This window comes from Cytobacillus citreus (genome assembly GCF_018343665.1).
In the GTDB taxonomy this organism is placed as follows: Bacteria; Bacillota; Bacilli; order Bacillales; family Cytobacillaceae; genus Cytobacillus; species Cytobacillus citreus.
In genome coordinates this window covers 617,126-640,503 of sequence record NZ_JAGYPM010000002.1, presented here as the reverse complement: position 1 = coordinate 640,503, position 23,378 = coordinate 617,126, and the positions used below count along the sequence as shown (strand labels likewise).

Annotated in this window: 33 protein-coding genes and 1 tRNA gene; 6 read left to right on the top strand and 28 right to left on the bottom strand. The window is 37.2% G+C overall.

All coding sequences use genetic code 11. The features are described 5' to 3' along the window. Positions 1-67: 67 nt before the first annotated feature. The 8 genes from gpmI to KHA94_RS09135 form a co-directional block, all read right to left on the bottom strand. Positions 68-1,606 (bottom strand): 2,3-bisphosphoglycerate-independent phosphoglycerate mutase, encoded by a 1,539-nt coding sequence (gene gpmI / locus KHA94_RS09170; protein WP_213101828.1) that lies wholly within the window; start codon positions 1,604-1,606, stop codon positions 68-70. Continuing rightward, positions 1,599-2,348, bottom strand: coding sequence for a triose-phosphate isomerase (gene tpiA, locus KHA94_RS09165; RefSeq protein ID WP_213101827.1), 750 nt, complete (start codon positions 2,346-2,348; stop codon positions 1,599-1,601). Before tpiA ends, gpmI begins: the two co-directional genes overlap by 8 nt. 46 nt (positions 2,349-2,394) lie before the next feature. After that, positions 2,395-3,579, bottom strand: coding sequence for a phosphoglycerate kinase (locus KHA94_RS09160; RefSeq protein WP_213101826.1), 1,185 nt, complete (start codon positions 3,577-3,579; stop codon positions 2,395-2,397). A gap of 619 nt (positions 3,580-4,198) precedes the next feature. Beyond that, positions 4,199-5,206 (bottom strand): type I glyceraldehyde-3-phosphate dehydrogenase, encoded by a 1,008-nt coding sequence (gap, locus tag KHA94_RS09155; RefSeq protein ID WP_213101825.1) that lies wholly within the window; start codon positions 5,204-5,206, stop codon positions 4,199-4,201. 316 nt (positions 5,207-5,522) lie between these two features. Further along, positions 5,523-6,545 carry a sugar-binding transcriptional regulator gene (locus KHA94_RS09150; RefSeq protein WP_213101824.1) on the bottom strand — a complete coding sequence of 341 codons (1,023 nt, stop codon included), beginning with the start codon at positions 6,543-6,545 and terminating at the stop codon, positions 5,523-5,525. A 130-nt stretch (positions 6,546-6,675) separates the two neighbouring features. Beyond that, positions 6,676-6,930 carry a glutaredoxin family protein gene (locus tag KHA94_RS09145; RefSeq protein ID WP_213101823.1) on the bottom strand — a complete coding sequence of 85 codons (255 nt, stop codon included), beginning with the start codon at positions 6,928-6,930 and terminating at the stop codon, positions 6,676-6,678. Between the two features lie 14 nt (positions 6,931-6,944). Beyond that, on the bottom strand, positions 6,945-8,276 hold the full coding sequence (gene rpoN / locus KHA94_RS09140) for an RNA polymerase factor sigma-54 (protein WP_213102259.1): 1,332 nt from the start codon (positions 8,274-8,276) through the stop codon (positions 6,945-6,947). A gap of 605 nt (positions 8,277-8,881) precedes the next feature. Continuing rightward, a complete protein-coding gene (locus tag KHA94_RS09135) occupies positions 8,882-9,316 on the bottom strand; it encodes a hypothetical protein (protein ID WP_213101822.1) in 435 nt (144 codons plus the stop codon). Positions 9,317-9,472: 156 nt separating this feature from the next. Between KHA94_RS09135 and KHA94_RS09130 the strand changes: the two genes are divergently transcribed. Continuing rightward, positions 9,473-9,865 (top strand): hypothetical protein, encoded by a 393-nt coding sequence (locus tag KHA94_RS09130; RefSeq protein WP_213101821.1) that lies wholly within the window; start codon positions 9,473-9,475, stop codon positions 9,863-9,865. 58 nt (positions 9,866-9,923) lie between these two features. Here the strand turns inward: KHA94_RS09130 and KHA94_RS09125 are convergent, their stop codons facing one another. The 3 genes from KHA94_RS09125 to KHA94_RS09115 all read right to left on the bottom strand — a co-directional run bounded on the left by KHA94_RS09125 (position 9,924) and on the right by KHA94_RS09115 (position 10,768). Then, entirely contained in the window at positions 9,924-10,112 is a 189-nt protein-coding gene (locus KHA94_RS09125; RefSeq protein WP_213101820.1) for a hypothetical protein, read from the bottom strand. A gap of 43 nt (positions 10,113-10,155) precedes the next feature. After that, positions 10,156-10,323 (bottom strand): hypothetical protein, encoded by a 168-nt coding sequence (locus tag KHA94_RS09120; protein WP_213101819.1) that lies wholly within the window; start codon positions 10,321-10,323, stop codon positions 10,156-10,158. Positions 10,324-10,576: 253 nt separating this feature from the next. Beyond that, positions 10,577-10,768, bottom strand: coding sequence for a hypothetical protein (locus KHA94_RS09115; RefSeq protein WP_213101818.1), 192 nt, complete (start codon positions 10,766-10,768; stop codon positions 10,577-10,579). A 139-nt stretch (positions 10,769-10,907) separates the two neighbouring features. Here KHA94_RS09115 and KHA94_RS09110 point away from each other — a divergent pair, with 139 nt between their 5' ends. Then, positions 10,908-11,069, top strand: coding sequence for a hypothetical protein (locus tag KHA94_RS09110; RefSeq protein ID WP_213101817.1), 162 nt, complete (start codon positions 10,908-10,910; stop codon positions 11,067-11,069). A gap of 129 nt (positions 11,070-11,198) precedes the next feature. Here the strand turns inward: KHA94_RS09110 and KHA94_RS09105 are convergent, their stop codons facing one another. The 11 genes from KHA94_RS09105 to KHA94_RS09055 form a co-directional block, all read right to left on the bottom strand. Beyond that, a complete protein-coding gene (locus tag KHA94_RS09105; protein WP_213101816.1) occupies positions 11,199-11,684 on the bottom strand; it encodes a YopX family protein in 486 nt (161 codons plus the stop codon). Next, on the bottom strand, positions 11,677-11,850 hold the full coding sequence (locus KHA94_RS09100) for a hypothetical protein (RefSeq protein ID WP_213101815.1): 174 nt from the start codon (positions 11,848-11,850) through the stop codon (positions 11,677-11,679). Before KHA94_RS09100 ends, KHA94_RS09105 begins: the two co-directional genes overlap by 8 nt. A gap of 36 nt (positions 11,851-11,886) precedes the next feature. Continuing rightward, the gene (locus KHA94_RS09095) at positions 11,887-12,054 is read right to left on the bottom strand and encodes a hypothetical protein (protein WP_213101814.1); all 168 of its coding nucleotides are present in this window, start codon (positions 12,052-12,054) and stop codon (positions 11,887-11,889) included. 12 nt (positions 12,055-12,066) lie between these two features. Next, a complete protein-coding gene (locus tag KHA94_RS09090) occupies positions 12,067-12,609 on the bottom strand; it encodes a site-specific integrase (protein WP_213101813.1) in 543 nt (180 codons plus the stop codon). A 28-nt stretch (positions 12,610-12,637) separates the two neighbouring features. Further along, positions 12,638-13,624, bottom strand: coding sequence for a DnaD domain-containing protein (locus KHA94_RS09085; RefSeq protein WP_213101812.1), 987 nt, complete (start codon positions 13,622-13,624; stop codon positions 12,638-12,640). After that, entirely contained in the window at positions 13,617-13,799 is a 183-nt protein-coding gene (locus tag KHA94_RS09080) for a hypothetical protein (protein ID WP_213101811.1), read from the bottom strand. The genes KHA94_RS09085 and KHA94_RS09080 overlap by 8 nt, the downstream gene beginning before the upstream one ends. Then, on the bottom strand, positions 13,796-13,966 hold the full coding sequence (locus KHA94_RS09075) for a hypothetical protein (protein WP_213101810.1): 171 nt from the start codon (positions 13,964-13,966) through the stop codon (positions 13,796-13,798). Before KHA94_RS09075 ends, KHA94_RS09080 begins: the two co-directional genes overlap by 4 nt. 205 nt (positions 13,967-14,171) lie before the next feature. After that, on the bottom strand, positions 14,172-14,849 hold the full coding sequence (locus KHA94_RS09070) for an ORF6N domain-containing protein (protein WP_213101809.1): 678 nt from the start codon (positions 14,847-14,849) through the stop codon (positions 14,172-14,174). A 2-nt stretch (positions 14,850-14,851) separates the two neighbouring features. After that, positions 14,852-15,076, bottom strand: coding sequence for a hypothetical protein (locus KHA94_RS09065; RefSeq protein ID WP_213101808.1), 225 nt, complete (start codon positions 15,074-15,076; stop codon positions 14,852-14,854). 15 nt (positions 15,077-15,091) lie between these two features. Next, the gene (locus tag KHA94_RS09060; RefSeq protein ID WP_213101807.1) at positions 15,092-15,412 is read right to left on the bottom strand and encodes a DUF771 domain-containing protein; all 321 of its coding nucleotides are present in this window, start codon (positions 15,410-15,412) and stop codon (positions 15,092-15,094) included. A 15-nt stretch (positions 15,413-15,427) separates the two neighbouring features. Continuing rightward, positions 15,428-15,682 carry an XRE family transcriptional regulator gene (locus KHA94_RS09055; protein ID WP_338030732.1) on the bottom strand — a complete coding sequence of 85 codons (255 nt, stop codon included), beginning with the start codon at positions 15,680-15,682 and terminating at the stop codon, positions 15,428-15,430. Positions 15,683-15,848: 166 nt separating this feature from the next. Between KHA94_RS09055 and KHA94_RS09050 the strand changes: the two genes are divergently transcribed. The 3 genes from KHA94_RS09050 to KHA94_RS09040 all read left to right on the top strand — a co-directional run bounded on the left by KHA94_RS09050 (position 15,849) and on the right by KHA94_RS09040 (position 18,055). Beyond that, the gene (locus KHA94_RS09050) at positions 15,849-16,310 is read left to right on the top strand and encodes a helix-turn-helix domain-containing protein (RefSeq protein WP_213101805.1); all 462 of its coding nucleotides are present in this window, start codon (positions 15,849-15,851) and stop codon (positions 16,308-16,310) included. A gap of 14 nt (positions 16,311-16,324) precedes the next feature. Beyond that, positions 16,325-16,615 carry an ImmA/IrrE family metallo-endopeptidase gene (locus tag KHA94_RS09045; RefSeq protein ID WP_249365407.1) on the top strand — a complete coding sequence of 97 codons (291 nt, stop codon included), beginning with the start codon at positions 16,325-16,327 and terminating at the stop codon, positions 16,613-16,615. A gap of 348 nt (positions 16,616-16,963) precedes the next feature. Then, positions 16,964-18,055: a tyrosine-type recombinase/integrase gene (locus tag KHA94_RS09040; RefSeq protein ID WP_213101804.1), complete on the top strand. Its 1,092-nt coding sequence runs from the start codon at positions 16,964-16,966 to the stop codon at positions 18,053-18,055. 150 nt (positions 18,056-18,205) lie between these two features. On the opposite strand, the gene KHA94_RS09035 is transcribed toward KHA94_RS09040, so the two are convergent. Further along, positions 18,206-18,277 (bottom strand) — tRNA-Arg (locus tag KHA94_RS09035). Between the two features lie 303 nt (positions 18,278-18,580). Here KHA94_RS09035 and clpP point away from each other — a divergent pair. Beyond that, positions 18,581-19,180 (top strand): ATP-dependent Clp endopeptidase proteolytic subunit ClpP, encoded by a 600-nt coding sequence (gene clpP, locus KHA94_RS09030; protein ID WP_213101803.1) that lies wholly within the window; start codon positions 18,581-18,583, stop codon positions 19,178-19,180. A gap of 234 nt (positions 19,181-19,414) precedes the next feature. Here the strand turns inward: clpP and KHA94_RS09025 are convergent, their stop codons facing one another. The 5 genes from KHA94_RS09025 to KHA94_RS09005 form a co-directional block, all read right to left on the bottom strand. Then, complete coding sequence (locus KHA94_RS09025) at positions 19,415-19,672, bottom strand: HPr family phosphocarrier protein (protein WP_213101802.1); 258 nt, start codon at positions 19,670-19,672, stop codon at positions 19,415-19,417. Positions 19,673-19,709: 37 nt separating this feature from the next. Beyond that, the gene (gene whiA, locus KHA94_RS09020; RefSeq protein WP_213101801.1) at positions 19,710-20,651 is read right to left on the bottom strand and encodes a DNA-binding protein WhiA; all 942 of its coding nucleotides are present in this window, start codon (positions 20,649-20,651) and stop codon (positions 19,710-19,712) included. Positions 20,652-20,901: 250 nt separating this feature from the next. Next, positions 20,902-21,885 carry a gluconeogenesis factor YvcK family protein gene (locus KHA94_RS09015; RefSeq protein WP_213101800.1) on the bottom strand — a complete coding sequence of 328 codons (984 nt, stop codon included), beginning with the start codon at positions 21,883-21,885 and terminating at the stop codon, positions 20,902-20,904. After that, positions 21,882-22,775 carry an RNase adapter RapZ gene (gene rapZ, locus KHA94_RS09010; RefSeq protein ID WP_213101799.1) on the bottom strand — a complete coding sequence of 298 codons (894 nt, stop codon included), beginning with the start codon at positions 22,773-22,775 and terminating at the stop codon, positions 21,882-21,884. The genes KHA94_RS09015 and rapZ overlap by 4 nt, the downstream gene beginning before the upstream one ends. A gap of 27 nt (positions 22,776-22,802) precedes the next feature. Next, positions 22,803-23,261 (bottom strand): 8-oxo-dGTP diphosphatase, encoded by a 459-nt coding sequence (locus tag KHA94_RS09005; RefSeq protein ID WP_213101798.1) that lies wholly within the window; start codon positions 23,259-23,261, stop codon positions 22,803-22,805. Positions 23,262-23,378 lie beyond the last annotated feature (117 nt).

Sequence of the window (23,378 nt, the reverse complement as noted above, 5' to 3'; positions counted from 1 at the left end):
TTATAATGAATGTTAAAAATTAACAATTTCCACTTAGTGCCTATCACTAAAGCTTTCAATCAGCACACTATTCCTTGCTAATTAGCGTCTTTCCAGTCATTTCTGCTGGCTTTTCTACATCAAGTAAATCAAGCACGGTTGGAGCGAGATCCCCAAGGATTCCATCATGACGAAGCTCAATACCAGCTTGTGTGATGATGACTGGCACTGGATTTGTAGTATGAGCTGTCATTGGATTTCCTTCAAGCGTCACTACTTCATCCGCATTTCCATGATCAGCCGTAATGATGGCTTTTCCGCCCTTTTCAATAATTAAATCAACAATTTTCCCTAGACATTCATCAACCGTTTCCACTGCCTTAATGGTTGGCTCTAGCATACCGGAATGACCAACCATATCCGGATTAGCAAAGTTTAAGATAATCGCATCAAATTTATCTGCTTCAATTTCTTTCAACAATGCATCGGTCACTTCATAAGCACTCATTTCCGGCTTTAGATCATAAGTAGCAACCTTCGGAGAATTTATCAAAATCCGTTCCTCGCCTGGAAATTCTGCTTCGCGTCCTCCGCTCATAAAGAACGTCACATGAGGATACTTTTCAGTTTCAGCAATCCGCAGCTGCTTCAATCCATTTTGTGATAATACCTCACCTAATGTATTATCCAAATTCGTTGGTTCAAATGCTACATAACCATCAACCGTTTCACTGAAATGAGTTAAGCAGACAAAGAAAAGATTCTCTGGATGCTTAGGACCTCTGTCAAAGGAACGGAAATCTTTATTTGTAAAAGTGTTAGAAATTTGGATGGCCCGGTCCGGACGGAAATTATAAAATATTACCGCATCATTGTCTTGAATGGTTGCAACAGGCTTGCCATTTTCCTGTGTAAGCACTGAAGGAATGACGAACTCATCATAAATTCCATGGTGATAATTATCCTCAACCAAGTCAATCGCATTGGAGTATGTTGGACCTTCTCCGTACACCATAGAACGGTAAGATTTTTCAACGCGCTCCCAGCGCTTGTCGCGATCCATGGAATAATAGCGGCCTGAGATTGTGGCAAATTTCCCGACACCGTATTCCTTCATTTTTTCCTCAGCAGCTTTTATATAGCCTTCTGCTGTCTGCGGACCGACATCACGGCCATCTAGGAAACCATGAACATAGACTTTTTCGACACCCTCTTCTGCAGCCAAATGGAGAAGGGCATACAGATGATTAATATGACTATGAACACCGCCATCAGATAGCAAGCCCATAATATGTAAGCTTGTGCCATTCTTTTTTACATGATCCATTGCTTTTAAGAAGGTCTCATTTTTTTCGAATTTTCCTTCGCGAATCGACACGTTCACTCTTGTTAAGCTTTGGTACACGATACGTCCGGCCCCGATATTTAAATGCCCGACCTCCGAGTTTCCCATTTGTCCCTCTGGGAGTCCGACTGCTTCCCCGCATGCGGTTAATGTGGCATGGGGATAGGAGTTCCAATAACGATCATAGTTAGGCTTCTTTGCCTGAGTAACGGCATTCCCTTTTTGCTCATCTCTTAGACCAAAGCCGTCTAAGATGATTAATGCTACAGGTGCTTTACTCATACTTCCCTGCCTCCAATAATTGCAGGAATGATTGCGCCTCTAGACTTGCTCCGCCCACTAACGCACCATCAATATCAGGCTGTGCCATATATTCTTTAATATTAGAAGACTTCACACTGCCGCCATATTGAATGCGAGTAGCGCCTGCTGCTTCTTTTGAAAATTGCTTTTCAACGACTTGTCGAATATAGGCACAAACTTCATTTGCATCTTCAGCACTTGAAGATTTACCTGTTCCAATTGCCCAGATTGGCTCATAAGCAATGACCGTCTGTTTGACCTGCTCTTCTGATAAGCCTTTTAATGCATTTTCAACCTGCGAGCCTACGATAGCATTCGTTTCGCCATTCTCACGTTGTTCAAGTGTTTCACCAACGCACACAATTGGTGTCAGATTGAACTTGAAAGCAGCAAGTGTCTTCTTGTTCACAGCTTCATCTGTTTCATTAAACATTTCACGGCGTTCTGAATGGCCAAGAATGACGTATTTCACACCGATATCCTCAAGCGCCACTGGGCTAATTTCCCCTGTAAAAGCACCGCTTTCCTCATAGTGCATATTTTGAGCACCAATTCCAACACCATAGCCTACTAAGGATTCCAAAAATAGAGCTGGAGCACATACCACTGTTTCTACTTTTTCTTGATCCGGTATATTGCCATCGATTTCTTCTAGAAATGCTTTAGCCTCCGGTAGTGTTTTATGCATTTTCCAGTTTCCTGCAATAATGGGTTTACGCATGCTGGCACATCCTCTATGCTAAAATTTTAGTAACCTTTCAAGCTTCTTATTTATCATTTAAAGCAACAACACCAGGTAAGGTCTTTCCTTCCATAAACTCTAATGACGCTCCACCGCCAGTAGAAATATGACTCATACGATCTGCTAAATGGAATTTTTCAACAGCTGCAGCAGAGTCTCCCCCGCCAATGACAGAATATGTATCATTTGCTTCTGCTAAGCTTTCCGCTACTGCTCTCGTTCCACCAGCGAACTTTTGCCATTCAAACACACCCATTGGTCCATTCCAAATGACAAGCTTGGAGTTTTGGATAACATCGCTATAAATCTCTGCTGTTTTCGGACCGATATCAAGGGCCATCCATTCAGCTGGAATCTCATCAATGGAAACTGTTTTAGAATTAGCTTGCTGTGAAAATTCCTCAGCAACAACGGCATCAACAGGCATATAAAATTTAACGCCCTTTTCTTCAGCCTTCACCATAAAGGATTTTGCTAATTCAATTTTATCCTCTTCTAAAAGAGAATTTCCAATTTCATAGCCTTTCGCTTTCACAAATGTATAAGCTAATCCGCCGCCAATAATTAAGTTATCTACTTTTTCAAGAAGATTTTCAATGACGCCGATTTTATCCTTTACTTTCGCACCGCCAATGATCGCTGTGAATGGGCGCTCTGGATTTGAAAGGGCTTTTCCAAGTACATCTAGTTCCTTTTCCATTAATAGTCCTGATACAGCAGGGATATGATGCGCAATTCCTTCTGTTGAAGCATGTGCACGGTGTGCTGCACCGAAAGCATCATTTACATAAATATCCGCTAATTCAGCAAAGGATTTCGCTAAATCTGAATCATTTTTTTCCTCACCAGGATAGAAGCGAACATTTTCTAGAAGAAGGACATCCCCTTGCTCCATTTCTTCGATCATGGCTTTAACTGTATCGCCATACGCTTCATCCGCTTTTTTCACATCCTTGCCAAGAAGCTCGGATAAACGCCCTGCAACTGGTGTAAGACGTAATTCCTCGACAACCTTCCCCTTTGGACGACCTAAATGACTTGCTAAAATAACTTTAGCTCCTTGGTCCATTAAATATGTAATAGTAGGAATTGCTGCACGAATTCGAGTTTCATCCGTTACTTTTCCATCTTCCATCGGCACATTAAAGTCAACACGGCAAAAAACTCGTTTCCCTTTTAACTCTACATCTTTCACACTTTTTTTGTTCATAGAAATGGCCCTCCTGATTTTTGGCTAGTAACTGGCACTAATCTGATAGCTGTTGAATCATTTCTTTTAAGCAAATGCGATGGACAACCATCTACAATTGCTGCAAAAATTGTTTATAATAAGAAAAGCGCAAGCGCCTTGCTCACCCCCGACAAGCATAAGACAGGCCGACGGGAAAGTTGTTCTTTAACTTTCTTGGCGGACTGGCTTATGACCTCGAGGTCGACAAAAGCGCGACGTCCTGTCGCATTGTCGACACTAGTACGTCCTGTACGTCGGGGGTAGGCGCTGGAGCTAGACAATTCTCAAACTCGAGAAAAGTTATATTTTCTTATTTTTTTAGAAAAACTTGGCGTTCTCCAAGTCCTTCCGGTAAATGCTTAGTCTCTTATGCGGTCTCCTTAATAGAGACTTTATCGAAACTTCACATCCACTTTAGCTGGCTAATAAATTTAAACCTTCTTTTTTTAGCCAAAAAGAAGAGGGGATGAATTCCCGCTCCCCTTTTACCCTCTATCATTATAGTCGTTTATTGTTCTAATTTCCAATAGGTCTAAGTACTTTCTAGCCATTTTAATTAATGAAAGTTTTCATTTCTATCGGTAAATCCAATTTCCCCTTAAATTCCTTTTTGAGCAATATACTCGACAAGGTCAACAACTCGGTAAGAATAGCCTGTTTCATTGTCATACCAAGAGATTACTTTTGCCAAATTGCCTTCCATGACCATTGTAGAAAGAGCGTCAATTGTTGATGAGCTTGTGCTTCCGTTATAATCTCCAGATACGAGCGGCAACTCATTGTAGCTTAAAATGCCTTTTAATTCGCCCTCTGCCGCTTCTTTTAATGCTCCATTTATTTCATCTACTGTTACATTTTTTTCAAGTTCAACAACTAAATCTACTAAAGAAACATTTGGAGTTGGAACACGAACCGCTCCTCCATTTAATTTTCCTTTTAACTCAGGCAGCACAAGGGAAACTGCCTTTGCTGCTCCTGTTGTTGTTGGAATAATATTCTCAGCAGCTGCACGAGCACGGCGGTAATCCTTATGAGGTAAATCAAGAATTTGTTGATCATTTGTGTAGGAATGAATGGTTGTCATCATTCCACGCTTAATTCCGAACTTATCATTCAAAACTTTAGCAAATGGCGCTAAACAGTTTGTTGTACATGATGCGTTTGAGATGACATGATGATTAGCCGCATCATATTTTTCATGGTTTACACCCATTACAATCGTAATATCTTCATTTGATGCTGGTGCAGAGATGATTACTTTTTTCGCGCCAGCTTCTAAATGCTTCGCTGCATCCTCACGTTTTGTAAAGCGCCCTGTTGATTCAATAACTACGTCCACCCCTAGATCTCCCCAGCCCAGCTGAGCAGGATCACGTTCAGCAAGCACTTTTACTTTATGGCCGCCAACTACTAAGTATTCACCATCTACTACTATTTCTTCCTTCAATGTACCATGAACAGAATCATATTTTAAAAGATGTGCAAGCATGTTTGCGTCTGTTAAATCATTTACGGCAACAATTTCGATATTCGGGTTATTTAATGCTGCACGGAAAACTACACGTCCAATTCTTCCGAATCCATTTATACCAACTTTAACAGTCATTATTTTTTCCTCCTAATTATTTGGCTAAGTTATATTTCCCTGTTGATTTCCGCTGCAGGCGCTTAGCGATCGCGGGCGGTCGGGGAGCCTCCTCGTCGCTATCGCTCCTGTGGGGTCACCCTTTGACTCGCATTTCCCGCAGGACATTGAATAAGCTTCCCAGAATAATCACCGCACGAAGAAAATGCGTTAGCATTTTCGAGGAGTCTCGCGCCTTCCGCTCCAATCAACAACAAATAGCATTGTCAACACTGAGCTTTAACACAGCCAATTATTTTAATTTATATTTATTATTAATGAAATTTTCTTATAGGTATTAGTTCTTAAGCAATTCAGTTGCTGCTCCCTCATCTGTTACAAGAACGGTCGATTTTGGCGCTTGATTCATATAAGCAGCAATAGCCTTTGCTTTTGATTTTCCTCCAGCAACGGAAATGATATTCGGGATATTAGATAAGTCCTGAAGCTGTAATCCGATGGTTTGTACTTTATGAACGACCTCTCCTGCTTCATTAAAATAATACCCAAACGCTTCTCCTTCTGCTCTGCCATTTTGGATGAAAGCTATCTCTTGATCGCTTGTTTTACGGCGTTTTGCCATTGTCATAGCGTCCCCAATTCCATGTAAAACGATGCTTGCGGATTTAATTAAACTAAGAACCTCGTTAATTTCAGGCTCTTTTATAATAGATCTGTACATTTCATCGCTTACTTGATCAGGCACATAAAGAACTCTATGCTTTGAAGCTGTACGATCTGCCATGGTTGCACAAATGGTGTTTGCTTGATTTTTCACATCCTCGCCAATTCCGCCTCTAGCAGGAACAAACTGCAACTCATAATCCGCAAACTCAGGGGACAGCATATTTGCCACAGCCGCCATTGTCGATCCACCCGTTACAGCAATAATATTTCCTCTATTTAAACATGATTTCATGAATTCCGCGGCAGCTCTTCCTAATTCACTTTTTACCCATGGAGACTCATCGCTGTCACCTGAAACAACAATAATTTTCTGAATCTCAAGCTTTCTTTGCAGTTTAGTTTCTAATTCATTTATTCCTGATACTTCCCGCATCATATGCTCAAGTTTATCCAGCAGCTCCTTTCCATCAGAAGTAAGGCTCATTCCTTGGCTTGAAATCACGATTAGATTCTGGCTTTTCAGAAACTCGACTTCTCCTCTTAAGACCCTTTCCGTCAGGTTAAGACTTACTGCAAGACTCCTTCTCCCTACCGGTTCCATTAAGCCGATATATTGTAGAATCTGATAGCGCTTTTGCATAACAACTAGCAATTCGGGCAATAATCTTTTTTGAATATCGATGAGTGAGTACATTTTCTTGCTCCTTTATATATAGATGTGGACATTTTTTGTCCCTCATAGTCATATAATGTCCCACTTAAGATAAAAAAAATCACCCTTGCCTCAATTTCATTTTAACAGGAGTGATCTGGAAGTTCAACTTTTAACTTTTGCTTTTTTCTGAAAACACTTCTATAATCGATTGTTTATCTATCTGGCCATATTGGACTTCCACACCATCAATTTCGACAACGGGAATCATTAGTCCATATTTTTCAGTCAGTTCATCACTTTGATCAATATCCGCTTCTTTATAAAGAAAATCCCACTCTTCTTGTAATTCCAATATTATGTTTTTGGCTTTATCACATAAAGGACAGCGGTTCCGTGTATAAAGCACAAGGGTACTTTGCTTCACCGTTATTCTCCTTTTCAATCGTATCTTTTTCTTTTTGAAGATGATGGGATGCCAAGCTGATCGCGGTACTTCGCAATCGTTCTCCTTGAAACAACCATCCCTTCCTTTTCTTTTAACAATTGTACAATCTCTTGATCAGATAATGGCCTTTGCTTATTTTCTCCTTCAATCATTTTACTTATGATCGTCTTGACTTGCTTTGATGAAGTATTCTCATCAGAAGTGGTTTTAATCGTGCTTGAAAAGAAAGAGCGCAATTCAAAAGTGCCAAAAGGAGTTTGAGCATATTTTTCTCGAACAGCCCTGCTCACCGTTGATTCATGAATTTCCACCTCATCGGCAATATCCTTCATCGTCATCGGACTTAAATATGAAGGTCCTTTGATGAAAAATTCTTGCTGCTTTTCGACAATTTTCAAAGAAACCTTGGATAATGTTTCTTTTCTCTGCTCTATGCTTCTCATAATCCAATAATAATCTTGTTGATTTTCCTGTAAAAAGCGTTTAACCTGTTTATCTTTATTGGAGGAAAATTGTTTGTAGTATTCATTATTAAAGCTGATCTTTGGTAAAGCTTCATCAAAAACACTGACAAAAAAAGAATTTCCATCCCAATCAATGACTACATCTGGAATGATATAGGCCGATTTTTCGTGCTGAAAAGAGGAAGCAGGTCTTGGATTTAATGTTTGAACAAAGTCAAAAACCTCTTGAATATCAGACATTTTAATCCCAAGAATTTTTGTAGTGTCCCTCCACTTTTTTTCTGCGAATGCACCGAAATGATTCTCTATAATTTCTTCAGCTAAGGGATTTCTTTTCTCTAGCCTCTTTAGCTGCAAAAGAATGCATTCATGCAAATTACGAGCGCCAATACCAGCAGGCTCTAATCCCTGTAATAGATTAAGAGTTTGCAAGACTTTTTCTTCCGAAATATGAAAGCGAATAGCGATTTCATCCAGCTCTACTCGCAAGTAACCGTTTTCATCCAAACAATCAATAAGATAGTTAAATACCTTTTCTCCTTCAGCATTAAGAAGATTAAAATCAAGCTGAGCCTTTAAGTGCTCTTCTAGATAAAGTTCATTCCTGCCGATTTGTTCGATCCAATTTTGCTTATCTTTTTCTATCTTTTTTTTCGCTGGTTTTGCGCGATCAAAGCGGGGGTCCATCGCCTGAACATGATTGGATTCAATTTGTAGTAAGGGATTTTCCAAAGCTTTATTTTCTAGGAATGCAGAGAGCTCCTGCGCATTGTATTGCAGCAAGGCTATCGCCTGAGTCAGCTCCTGAGTCATCGTTAACTTTAATGTCTGCTGCTGCCATAACCCAGCCTGTAAATTCATCATACATCCCCCCTTCACTCCATTTTACAATAACGCAGTAGAATGTTGAATGGAAAGATATTGGCATTAAGGAAAGTGGGAGTGCCTTTTGGGTAAACAAAGGACAGTTCATTCTTCTAAATTTTTATTTTTTTATCTTGGTTGAGCTTTCTCTCTTTTGTGTAAAGTGAGGTTGTCTTATGAGACCGCTTTTTGGAGATATCTTCGTTTTGGTGGTCTCATGAAACCTCTATGAGACCGCTTCATGGCGATTTTTTGGCTTTGCTGGTCTCATGAACCCTCTATGAGACCACTTCTTAGCGATTTTTTGGCTTTGGTGGTCTCATGAAACCTCTATGAGACCTCTTCTTAGCGATTTTTTTACTCTGGTGGTCGCATGAAAACTTCATGAGACCGCTTCTTAGCGATTTTTTGGCTTTGGTGGTTCTCATGAAACCTCCATGAGACCTCTTCTCGGCGATTTTTTGACTTTGGTGGTCTCATGAAACCTCTATGAGACCGACCTTCATTCTTTCTCCCCCATTCAAAAAAATTATCGAGTATGATTATTGTTCTATACTTAGTCTATCTTGTGTTTCCTTATTTAACCAGAAGCATTTTTAAATTTAATCGACAGGTTCATAAGATACTCCACTACCTCTAACTAGGTATTCACCAGTCTCGGCATCCACAATAATGTATTTATGTTCAAGAGTTTTGTCATTGTCCCATATAGCACAATAGAAGTATATTTGACGGTGTGGGCTTACTCCAGTATGCGGATGAGCGTATACATTGTACAAATTTATAAAGTAGTGTTTAGTTACATTTGATTTGATAAAATCTTCTAGATTTTTATAAAGTACTTTTTTCCGTAAAATTATATCTGCCACAATATTTTGTGAATAACCAGGATAGCTTCGAAAGAACTCCTCTGCACTAATAAAGTGTTTCTCCTTATTGTCCATATATTTATAATTGTTTTCAGACTCTGCATAAGTTACATAATTTAAACTTAACACTAAAAAGGAAAATACTATAAAAGCATAAAGTCTAATCATTTATTTTCACCTCATTTTAGTGTTTCCATTTAGTTTTTAAAAAAACAAATCCTACCTTTTGTTTATTTATCCACAAATAATGCTACAAATTACCCAATGAAACCCTTTCCCTAAAATGTTATTATTTTCATATACTTATAAGAAAGAGGTCTTTATATGAAAAAACTATCCATCCTATTTGTTGCTCTATTTGCGTTATTCGGGTTTACGCTCTCTCCTGATGCCGCTTCTGCACAAAAAGTAATGTGGGGGAAAACCGAATTGAAACCTGGACAAATTGGGAAAGTAACAATCTTAAAATCAACCACTTTATTCAAAGTAGAAGATGGCACTTCAGGACCTGTAACTTATGACCCTGTGCGCGAATTAAAACCAGGTGAAGAATACCGTGTATATGGTACTAAAACTATACAAGGATATGCTCCTCTTTATGATGTTGGTGGTGGCTTTTATGTGGTACAAAGTGATGGGTATGGCGGTCGTAATATAGGTCATTTAAAGTACGAAACACCATCTAAAGCAAAACTTTCCTTAGTGAATAAGAAATAGTCACCGTCAGGTGGCTTTTTCTTTTTTGAACAGCCCCCAAAACTCCTATACTGACCTATCATTTTGTTTCATTGAACTTTTGCAAAAAATGAACAGGTATAATTTTGCTAAATCCTTTTAAATAGACACATTTTTGTCCGTTACTTTCTATTTCATCAGATTCGCATTTATATACCCAAGTCGTTCCTTTGAGATTCATATGTTCAAGCCCTTCCTTGAATCTAACCCTATCCTCTTTTCTTAACATGATTAACACACTCCCTAATTAACACTTTTGCTTAATTTGTTAATTAAAAATCTTCCTCAACTCCTACCCATCTATCATGAAACTCATTATTTATCGGAAATTCTAACGCTTCTTTTTCGGTGGAAAATGCATTAATAAATATCTGAACTTCGTTTCCATTTCCGTCATAGACAATACCATAAAGCTTCCAAGGGTGTTCTCCTAATTTCAATTCAAGCTCCCTCCCCTAATTTACTTATTGCTTAATGAATTTATTTTACTTTTTAGGAAAAAATATTTTTGTTGGACAAGGTAATCACGTTGGAGTCTGCCTCAAGAATGCCTTGTGCCAACACCATTCAGCCCAATCCTTCTCATTATCAAAGGCATAGACTAAATAGAAGTGATTTCCTTTCGTTCACCAGTTTACTTTTGAGCCTGTATGGCTCTTTTTTATTTAGGAACTTCGCTTACTCTTTTGTTTATTAATCCTCTGGATAATTAGTAATGGTTTGTACTTTTTCAACTCTGAACATATAAACTTCATGCTCACCTAAAAGCTCTCCGCTTTCCAAATCCTTACTAGCATCATCATAATCTTTTTGTGCTTTTTCTTTTGTTCCGTGGAAGCAGATTTCTCCCGATGCAGTATCATAAACCATCCATTTTTTACTCATTTCTTAACCTCCTAAACATTCTATATCTAATGAACACTTTGCTTAATGTATTTATTCATATAACCAAAAATCTTTATGAATTTTTTATTTACCAAGAACAGATAATAATTTTAGATAAAAGATCCAGGAGATGAACTAAATGTCTTACCACAGTATTAAAGATATTTTCGGTGTAAATGGGCGTGCACGTAATTCAACTAAAAAAGATAATAATGATCCTTTTAAAAATCCCATTATCCATAAACGTATAGATGGTCAAGTAATAGTACCCATTGATACTGAAAGACTGTGGGGAAGATAAATTTCCCTTCGGCATATCCAAGTCATTATTTTAATTAGTGACATATTATAAATCGAACAGAATATACTTCGCTAAACCAGTTTGCTTATACTTGAGCCTTAATGGCTCTTTTTTTCGCTACATAATTACTCAAGAGTTGATTAACTCTGGATTCTCGTAAATGTTGCCGATGACAGTTGCGTATTTGGGATAAATCTTCACTCCACTAAGCTGACTAATAATTTCTCCATCTTCGTTAAATTTCTTACATTTGTTAAGGACAAATCCCTCAGAAGGCCTATAATTTACCACACCTATAAAATAACCGGATTCTTCAATTTCTCTATCAACAAATCCAAGAGAAACAGGATCAATGATGTCTCTGCTAATCTCAAATTCTCGTCGCATGATATCGCCTGCAAAAATCTCTTTACCGTTCTGATCCAGTCTGCCGATAAATTGCCCCATAGATTTCAACTCGCATTCAACAGGACTACCGTCTGTGTACAAGATGGCATTGTCGGTAATTCCCTTTTCTTGCTTATACTCTTCTGTGTAGTCGCATTTGAACCAACCGTGACCATAATGCCAACTGTTTGTTTCAATGCTAAAACCTCGAAATTTTGGCTCACGCACGATCATTCCTCCTTATTCCGTACTTTTCTTGCAAAGATTCAACATCCATAGTTACCTTATCAAGCAATCGCTTTTCCTCCAGTAATTCCTTTTCGGTTGCATTTGGTCTTTTGATGTAATGCTGCAATGCGTGCTTTATGATTTGTAACTTCTTGTATTCAGACATTGTTTCACCTCATAACTAGAAAACATAATACAAAATCTATTTATTTGAAATGATCGCTTCTACTTTTTCCGTTTCATACATATTGAGTTCAAAAATGGCTGCTTTTGTATCTGTATCTTTGCAATGCTTTGTAAGAAACTTGCCGATCTTTTTCTGAAAATCAACGCTGTCTGAATCAGTTTTTATAATAAAAACGTTCTGCATCTAATGCCCCTCCTATAAAGTGAATCCATCTATTTTTTCATCCATGATGTCTTGATTTATGCCGATATATCGCATCGTAACTGCTGGGAAACTATGGTTAAATATCTCCTGTAATACCGCAACATCTTTATATTTTTGATAAAAATGGTAGCCGAAAGTTTTTCTTAGTGAATGAGTCCCAACCTCACTTATCCCAACTTCATTAGCTGCAGCATTTAATATTTTCCAAGCTTGTATCCTTTTGATATGCTGGTTCCCGCGACGTGATTTAAATAAATTTTCTTCATCGTTTTTATTTATGGTAAATTCATTTATTAATTGTTGGAGCTCCTTGTTTATCTTGAACCGCTTCATCTTCCCCGTTTTCTGTTCAGTGATTATTATGTGAGATTTCTCTCTTACATCACTTACTCTAAGAGCAAGAAGATCACTAATTCGAAGTCCGGTATTGATTCCCAAAACGAATAGAAAATAGTTTCTGTAATGCTGACGCATCAAAGCCTCTTTCATTTCCTCAATTTTTTCTAGTTCCCGTATTGGCTGAACGGTCTTCAATGATTTCACTCCTTAAGATCTTAGTTGTCTAATCATTTAATTTTGAATCTCTTAGCTTTTTTAGAGTCTCATCTAGCTCTCGTTGTTTACGTTCAATCTCGGCATCGTCAACCTTTGGCTTATCAGGCTGTTTTTTCTCATCTTCATAAAACCAAGCAGGTAGCATTTCAGTCCTTCGAGAATATCCCTGTTTTGGTTTACCTCGTTTTCTTTCGAATTCAACGTCAAGAGCAAAAACATCATTAATGGTTTTGACATTGCTATTAGCCCAGGCTTTTAATATGCCCTCTGCATAACTCCACTTTTTTTGTTGTTTAAGAGCCCGTTTCATTGCTTCTATCACTATTTCTTCACCTAGGTCATTTTCCCAATGACCTAGGTATTCTCCGATAAAAGAACTAATGGGTCCAAAATTTTCTTGATAAAAATCAGCAGCAGTATTCGGTTCTTGTTGTTCTTCTTTTTCTTCTTCTTTTTCTTCTTCTTTTTCTTCTTCTTGCCCCCGTATCGTTAACGAATCGTCAAAAGGTTGTTCTAGCAACGTTTCCTTCTTTTTTGATTCTATTTGTTTTTTTTCGTTTTCTATTCGTTCACGTAACGTATATGAGTCGTATAATTCCTTAATGTCTTTCTTCTTAACTCTCTCGCCAACAAAAGGAATTAAGGAAATATCTTTAACTGTTTTTAGTTCACTTTTTACACAATCAAGAACGGGTTTACCTCCACGGTTGAAGTTATATTTCCCCCAATTTTTGATTGCAATTTCTCTCGTCTCATAATTATAGGCCACAATTTTATGATGATTAATAAACCTATCCAATAACGAGTTGACGCTTTCAATCGAATACCCCATGTCGAAAGCCATTTGCTTTTTGGTGATTTGATAGATTCCTATTTGGGTAGTATTTGAGTTTGTTAATAGATAAAGGAAAAAGAATTTATCCTCAGGCGTCATTTCCTCGACTACTCTTGGATCATCCCAAAATTCCGTGTGAATCATTCTAAACTTAGCCATTCTTTACTCCTCCAAGTCTTTCGCATAAAGCCATACCGTCCTCAATTTGTATAAAACGATAATCAGGATAACGAACTAAATATTTGTGAACCTCAATTAAAAATAATGGCTCATTTTCCTTTTCTAGTAGCCATTTTGGAAGCAGTACTCTTGTTTGATTATTTAAGAGAATCATTCTTCGATGAAAATATAAACATGATGCTGTTTATTTTCAGGGATCTCAGACTTAATGCCTTCTGCTACATCCATGCATGCTGAAACAGTTTCCTCATGGATAAAAGCCGTGTGAATTGTTTTAAAGTTTTTATTTATGAGGATAGAAAAATCAACAGTGAATAACATAACTTGTCCACCTTTTTCAAAAATGGTATAATAAGTTACTAATATTTTTCAGAGGACTCGTGTTGCCGCACGATCCTTATTTTTGTTCCTGGCATTTTACAAACGTACGATAGATAGCCATATATCGATCTGCGTAATTCATTTCTCTCCACAGCTTAGTGCTTATTTTCAATTTCTCTCACCACCTTTAGCATTTAATGAATAATTAAGTGATTTTCCTCGGTAACCAAGCTTCTATGTAACGAATAGCAGGTTGCATATCCTTACGTTTAATGTCCCTATAGCTTGCTACTCCAAATCGATCTTTAATATCCTTATATAATTCACCGAATAAAGACGCTCTTGCAGATTTTTTATTTTCAAGCTGATATACTTTTTGTCCAACTGCTTTTTGAATCCTCCTTTGCTCACCATAGTCAAGAGTAATTTGCTGTTTTACCATATTTTTTATCTCATTCATCTCACCTTTTACTAGATTAATTTCCTCGGCAGTTTCAAGTGATAATTTCATAGAAGCAATAAGTTGCTCACGCTCCGTTAAAATTTTTACTTGTTGTTGAACATTGTAATAATCATCAACTAACATTTCGTAAGCATTCCAAGCTTGGTTAGTATTTAAAGACTTTGCGTGAAGCCATGCACCTTTTTCTGTCCAAAGGTACAAAACAGATGCATATTTAAGGCTATCGTCATTTTGACGTGACCCTTTAAATTCCTTTAGATCATCACCCGTTAGTGAAAAATAGTGCTTTCCATGCACATATCTTTCCGAATTACGTTGGAAGTTTCTATTAATCACTTTAACGTCAGTTCCGTATGATTCAGCTAACTGTGCAGTAGTCAAAGCTCTTAATCCATTTCTCTCAATGATTTTAAGTTTCATTATTAAAACTCCCTCGCTTCCGAAACGGTCCGATACAGCTGTATCACTTGAGGATTCTGTTTCTCAAAAACTTGAATGCGTTCCTTTCCAAATAGTGGGATTTGAAATGAGCCTTCAAGGTCCGTCATTAAACTTGCAAGATGGACACTTTTAATATGACTTGACTGCTTGGTTGATAAAATTTCTTTAAGACGTTTTGTGTAAGTGTTCATTTGACCGAAGTTCATTTTTATTTGCCTCCTCTATACTTTAAAAATATCTGCGAAATGTTTATCTAGGAACTTTGACATTTCATTTGCTTGAAAAGACCACGTTTGTCCTTTCGATTTCGGATAATAAACGAATCCTCCAATCTCACAATCTAGTATTTTTCGGAATTTCGAAGGATAAAGAATATTCTCCTTTATCCACTCGTGTTTGCGATTTAAACGTTTTTCTAAATCCTTCATGGACCAGTAGACGCCTTTGAGCTCATTTTGTTTGAGTTGTTCCAATTCAACTTTTTTAATTAAAACCGAATCATCAGGAATCGGAATGGTTAAACTAACTTGAAGTTGTTGCACCTGCTACCACATCCTCTATGAAATATACCTTTGTTCCTTTTTAGGAACACCAGGTTCAAAAAAATAGGCGATTGGTACGCCAAGTTCAATATGCATTAATTGTGCTTCTTTTAGTGTGAAATCACCACCAAAGCCGTTTAGTTTTTTACTGATAGTATTAGGTTTTGTTTTTAAGATGTTAGCAACATCCCTGTGTTTAATTTTATTTTCAACTAAGAAGGCTTTAATTTTATTGTACGGCTGTCTATTACTTGTATCCAATGCGCTCACCTCCTGCCGTTCCGTTTTAGGAACAACTCAAATATAAAACACATTCTTTCTTGTGTCAACAAAAAATGTTCCTCTACAGGAATGTTTTTTGAAATAATGTTGCATTTAAGGAACATCTAATATACAATATTCCCATACAAGGAATATTGACGGGAGAGAAACTCTAATGAACAAATTTGGTGAAAAGCTTAGGGAACTAAGAAACCAAAAGAATCTAAGTATAGATGAGCTAGTTTCAAAATTAAACAGCTCATACGAAACAAGTATCAGCAAAAGTATGATTTCACGATACGAGAACGGACAAGCTGATCCCAAGATGGAAAATGTACGGGTAATTGCTGATTTCTTTAAAGTTTCATCAGACTTTTTATTAGGTATTTCAGATACTACAGTAATACCTTTTCAACCTGAACTTACTGAAAAAGATGAAAAGGATATTCAAAAAGAGTTGCAAAAAATGATCGACGGATTAAATTCAAAAAATGGCTATGCTGCATTCGATGGTCAAACAATTGATGATATGGATGAAGAAGATAAGGAGCTCCTAATTGCAAGTTTAGAAAATACTTTACGTCTTGCAAAAAGATTATCTAAACAAAAATTTACTCCAAAGAAGTATCGTAAATAGGAAGGTGTCCCCCTTTGATCAACAAGAAGATTCAATACTTGATTAATACTTATGAAACAAACTGTCCATTTAAGCTAGCAAAATATTTAGGGATATTCGTTTCACATGAAGATCTTGGAGATACATTAGGATATTATAGTAAACATTTTCGAATGAAATTTATCCATATTAACCAGAATGCAAATGAAAAAGAGCAAATATATATTTGCTCACATGAACTTGGGCATGCTATTTTTCACCCTAATGATAATACTTCTTTTTTAAAGAAAAACACATTTTTTTCAGCAAACAAAAAAAGAGATTGAAGCTAATATTTTTGCTGTAAATTTAATCTTCAATGAACGGTTCCATAATCATGAATCTATCTGTATTCAAGAAGCAATAGAAGAATACGGAGTTCCTAAAGAACTAGCATTATTTAAGTGCAGAGAGTTTTAAAATTTTTTAACCTTAAAACCAAACATATATTCTGTTGTGAGGAGGTAATAACAATAGTTATAAATTTGGAGAGTTATAGAAAAAAGAAGATAAAAAAAGAAAGCAAAATATTAATTCCTGTATTTTCACGTATTTTCATAGAAAAAAACAAAGTCATTGGGGAGTTTGAAAGTGGCAAAAGAATAACTATAAAAGAATTGAAGGAGTGATGAACTATGGCAAGTTTCCAAAAACGAGGTAAGACTTGGCAGTTTACGATTAGCGCCAAACCTAAACCGATACGCAAAGGTGGATTTAAAACCAAAAAAGAAGCTCAAGTGGCTGCGGCAGAAGTAGAAGCTAATTTACAAAAAGGAATATCTCCACATTTCAAGAAAGAATCTTTTGATGAATATTTCAATGAATGGGTTAAGGTTTATAAATCAGATATTAGTCATGTTACATTAAAAAGATATAACGATACTTTAGAAACAATAAAAAGCTATTTTGGTGATAAACCCATCCAAGAGATTTCAAAGCGGGAATATCAAGTATTTTTGAACGAATATGGACTTACTCATGCGAAAGAAACAACAAGGAAAATTAATATTCATATTCGAGCTTGTGTGAAAGAAGCAATTGATGAAGGAATTATAAGGGTAGATTTTACAAGGGATGCAGTAATAACTGGTAGTGTAGAAGCTAAAAGGCCAGAGGAAAAACATTTGAACTATAGTGAAAGCAAACAGTTAATGAGTGAGATATATATACGCCTTGATCGTAGTTTAGGTTATTACTTACTATTACTAGGGTTAACATCAGGAATGCGCTTTGCTGAAATGATCGGCTTAACAAGAAAGGACTTTGATTTCAAAATAAACGAAATTAATATAAATAAAACTTGGGATTACAAAACAGGAAAAGGTTTCGATAAAACAAAAAATGATCCTTCAAATCGAGTTATCAAAATGGATAGTCGAACTATGAGTACCTTCAAAAAATTATTTCGAAACACTCCAGCCAATATTCATAATCTTGTTTTCTTTAGTCCTAGTAGTAAAAATAAAGTATTAACTAATGAATTTGCTAATAAAATTCTTAAAAAAACATTAAAAGATTTAAATATAGAACCTATTTCTGTTCATGGGCTACGACATACACATGCCAGTGTATTGTTATATAGAAAAGTATCAATTTACTTTGTATCAGAAAGACTTGGACACGCCACTATCGACACAACCTTAAGGCATTACTCACATGTAATCAAAGAATTACGTGAAGAAGATACTAAAAATACGATTAACACATTTGAACAATTGATTGTGTAAAATATGTGTAAAAAAAATTAAATTTATACCGTTTTCTATCGTATTCTCACAAAGGATTTACAGGAATTTAAAACGCCAAATATCGTTGATATATCAATATTTCTCAGTGTTTATTATTGTTTTTAAAAAAGACTAAAAAAGTCTTGGTGACGCCCTCGGCAGGAATCGAACCCACATCTTAAGAACCGGAATCTCACGTGCTATCCGTTGCACCACGAGGGCAAATATGAAGGAACGTTTTTTAATTATTTGCTTTGAAAAAATCGCACCTTTTATTGTGTTACGATTATTTATTATAGGTTAATTTTTTAAACTTTGCAAGGAAACTTTTGATTAAAAACTGATGCAACGGGAATGATGGGAACGGAGGTATAAGAAAAGTGTGTCGAATAAATAAGTTAATCTACATAAGCGATTTGTTTGACCTTTATTGACCATCAGTGTATCATAATACTACATACAGCAAAAAATCGTTTACTTACATCTTTGTATGTTTATCTCATTTTTAAAGGAGGATTTTAGAAGATGAACTTAATCCCTACAGTTATTGAACAAACAAACCGTGGAGAACGTGCATACGATATTTACTCTCGTCTTTTAAAAGATCGTATTATCATGCTTGGAAGTGCAATTGATGATAATGTAGCAAACTCCATTGTTGCACAATTATTATTCTTGGAAGCAGAAAGCCCTGAGAAAGATATTACCTTATACATTAACAGCCCAGGCGGCAGTATTACTGCTGGAATGGCGATCTATGACACAATGCAATTCATTAAAGCAGACGTATCAACAGTTTGTACGGGAATGGCTGCTTCTATGGGAGCTTTCCTCCTTGCAGCTGGTGCAAAAGGCAAGCGTTTCGTGCTGCCAAACAGTGAAGTCATGATCCACCAACCACTAGGTGGTGCACAAGGTCAGGCAACTGAAATTGAAATTGCTGCTAAGCGTATTCTATTCCTTCGTGACAAACTAAACACGATTCTTTCAGAGCGCACAGGTCAGCCATTAGAAGTCATCGCAAAAGATACAGACCGCGACAACTTCATGACTGCTGAAAAAGCTGTAGAATACGGGTTAGTTGACAAAATTATTTCACGAAATACTACAGAAGAAAAAAAGTAAATAAGCTAAGAACAAATGCGCAAGCGCCTTGCTCACCTCCGACAAGCACAAGACGAGCCTCACGGAAAGGTGTTCTTTACCTTTCTGGGAGGATTGGCTTGTGACCTCGAGGAGGTAGGCGCTGGAGCTGAACGTAGATAAACTATATCTCAAGTTATCAACAGATAGCGAAATTATAATTTCGCTATACAATAAAAAACAACTCGCATACCTAATCATGCGAGTTGTTTTTTACTAATTTTCCTGCTGAATAAAATCAGCTAATTCTTCAATCGCTTCGACTTCGTCTTTGCCATCTACAATTAATGTCACGACTGAACCCGAGCTAACAGCAAGACTCATTAAGCCCATGATGCTTTTTGCATTGACTTTCTTTCCTTCTTTTTCTAGAAAAACCTCTGATGAAAATCTGTTTGCTTCTTGAACAAATAATGCCGCAGGTCTTGCCTGTAATCCTGTTTTCAGTTTCACTTCAACCTTTTTCTCTACCATTGCTCGCTTTCCTCCCCTAATAGAATCTGATAATTTGTCATATCGATTCTCCTGCTCTCAGTTTATCTGCAATCTCATCTATTTTTCTTAAGCGGTGATTAATCCCTGACTTACTAATTGTACCTCCAGAAATCATTTCACCAAGTTCCTTTAATGTAACATCCTGATAGGCAACTCGCAGTTCAGCAATTTCCTTCAGTTTGTCTGGCAATATATGAAGGCCGACTGTTTCATCAATAAATCGAATATTTTCTACTTGACGAAGTGCAGCACCAATCGTTTTGTTTAAGTTCGCTGTTTCACAATTTACGAGACGATTAACCGAATTTCGCATATCACGGACAATTCGAATATCTTCAAATTTCAAAAGTGCATTGTATGCACCTACCACACCTAAAAATTCTGTAATCTTTTCAGCCTCTTTTAAGTATGTAATGAACCCTTTTTTCCTTTCAAGCGTTTTACTATTCAAGCCAAAAGTATTCATTAATTCACTTAATGAGTCATTATGCTCCTTATATAGTGAAAAAATTTCAAGATGATAGGATGAGGTTTCTGGATTATTAACCGATCCTCCCGCTAGAAAAGCACCGCGTAAATAAGAACGCTTACAACATTTCTTTTTAATCAAGGCTTCAGAAATATTATGTGTAAAAACAAAGCCATCGCTTAATATCTTCAAATCATCTAGAATCTCACTTGCCTTCTCCGACAATCTGACAATATAAACATTATTCTTTTTTAGTCTCATCTTCTTTCTGACAAGGAGCTCTACCTGTGCTTGATAGTTCTTTTTTATAAGAATATAGATTCTTCTTGCGATAGCTGCATTTTCAGTCTGTATATCGACAATTAGCTTTCTGTTGGAGAAAGATAGCGATCCGTTCATTCGAATAAGAGCAGACAACTCTGCTATTCCGCAGCAATCCTTAACCTCCAGATTCGTTAATTCCTTTTTCGTTTCTGAAGCGAAAGACATAATTCCTTCACCCCCTTATAGAAAAGCATAAGACAGGCCAACTAGAAGGTTGCTCTTTAACCTTCTGGACGGAATGACTTATGACCTCCGACGTATAGGACGTACTAGTGCCGACGTTGCCACAGGACGTGGCGTCTTTAGTCGGCGAGCCGATGGCGCCTGGAGCTAGACAGTAAAAAAGCGTAAGGCGCCGTGATCACCCCCGACAAGCACAAGACGAGCCTCTCGGAAAGGTGTTCTATTCCTAACTTCAATATTTATGCTGCATATTTATTTCATTCATTAGGAAAGAGTATAGCATTTCTGCGACTTCTTTTGTATCGTGACGAATCTTTCCGCCATCATAATTAACAATTTTACCTGGAATGACTTTCAGACCTAATTCATGAAGTCGGTCAATATCAAAAATAACGGGCTTTGCCATTTCTTCACTATACCGTTCTTGCACTTGTTTAGGAATATCTTCATTATTGACGAGAATCGTGTTAATAAAGGCACAGCTCATATGATCATAGATCGCTTTTACATGATTGCTCGCTGTATAATTATATGTTTCCCCAGCCTGCGTCATTAAATTACAAATATATACTTTTTTTGCCTTTGCACGGCAAACCTCTGAACCGAGTTTTGGCACAAGAAGATTTGGCAAAATACTCGTATAAAGACTGCCTGGTCCAATAATAATGAGATCTGCTTTCCTAATCGCGGTAATGGTTTCAGGGAGAGGCTTTATATGCTTAGGTGTTAAAAATACTTTTTTAATCTTTTTCCCAGAGTATGGAATTTTAGATTCTCCCGATACAATTGTGCCATCTTCCATCTCTGCATGCAAAATAACACTTTGATTAGCTGCTGGCAATACCTTTCCTCTTACATTTAAAACCTTACTCATTTCCTGGATGGCATGTACAAAATTCCCTGTAATGGAGGTCATTGCGGCTAGAATTAAATTACCTAGTGAGTGACCCGACAATTCAGTCGATGTTGAAAAACGGTGCTGAAACATCTCCTCAATAAAAGGCTCAACATCAGAAAGGGCTGCCAGTACATTGCGAATATCACCAGGAGGAGGAACATCCAAGTCGTTTCTTAATCTTCCGGAACTGCCTCCATCATCGGCTACTGTTACAATTGCAGTAATATCAACAGGATATTGCTTTAATCCCCGTAATAAAACTGGTAATCCTGTACCTCCACCAATTATGACGACTCTAGGCTGTCTGTTCGTCTTCATTTTCCTATTTCCCTTCTCCCCTGGATATCACGATGTGTAATTCGTGTATGGTAATCTTCCTTGAAATAATTACCAAGATATTCTGCTAATGCAACTGAACGGTGCTGACCACCTGTACATCCTATCGCAATCACTAGCTGGGCCTTGCCTTCTCTTTTGTAGTGTGGAAGCATGAAGGCTAACAGTTCGGTTACCTTCTCAAGGAATTTGCTCGTTTCCGTCCATTTGTGAACATAGTTGTATACTTCTTCGTCAAGTCCAGTTTTCGGACGCATATGGTCAATATAGTGAGGGTTAGGCAGAAATCTCACATCAAAGACAAGATCAGCATCAATCGGGATTCCATGTTTAAACCCAAAGGACATGACATTAACAGTAAACATAGTTGTTTTATTCATGGAAAATTCCGTAAGAATCTTTTCACGCAGTTCTCTAGGCTTTAATTGCGTTGTATTATAAACAATCTGTGCCCTTCCCTTTAGCTCCTCTAATAGCTCTCGTTCAAGCTTAATTCCTTCCAAAGGAAGACCAGAGGGTGCTAACGGGTGAAATCTTCTTGTTTCTTTATATCTACGCACTAAAGTCGAATCTTCTGCATCTAAAAAAAGAATTTGCGGGGTCACCCATGAAGTTTCCGAAAGATCATCGAGCGCTTTAAACAAGTGATCAAAAAATTCGCGGCCCCGTAAATCCATGACTAACGCTACCTTATTCATTTTATTCCCAGAATCCTTCATAAGTTCTAGAAATTTAGGCAATAATGTTGGCGGCAGATTATCTACACAGAAAAACCCAAGATCCTCAAAGCTTTGGATTGCAACTGTTTTACCTGCGCCGGACATCCCTGTAATAATAACGATTTGAGTTTCATTCACAGCACTCGTGCTCATGTTTTCTCCCCCTGACAGAATCTAGAATTAACTTGGATCTAATCGGTAACTAATTAACTCAAAATTCGGAGTGTAAGTGAAAGTCCCGTAAATGATCGCTTTCCCATGTATCATATATTCTAAGATATGATAATCTCCAACTGCCATTGGCAGATTTTTAATTCCCTCAAAGGGATGCCAACGTATTTTTCCTTCCTCTGATTCATCTAAATTCAATCCATCAGCTTCCGTTGCCAAAAAGGTAAACATCATCCATTCCGACACAACCCGATCGCCTTCCTTCATAATAAAGGTAAAAATCCCCTTAATTTTCGGATTGCGCAAATAAATGCCCGTTTCCTCTCTGAACTCACGTATGCAGGAGTCCCTAACCGATTCTCCCGGCTCCATCTTTCCACCTGGGGCTACCCACCAGCCGCGTCTTGGCTTTTGTAAAAGCAAAACTTGATCACTCTTTATTAACACACAGTTGGTGACTCGCTGCATTTTTATTCACCCCATTATTTTCCGTTCTGGCTTTTAATGAATTCATTATACTATTTTTGTCAAACAGTAACAATGAAATGGGTATATTTAAGCTATGGAATAAAAAACCTGTCCGTC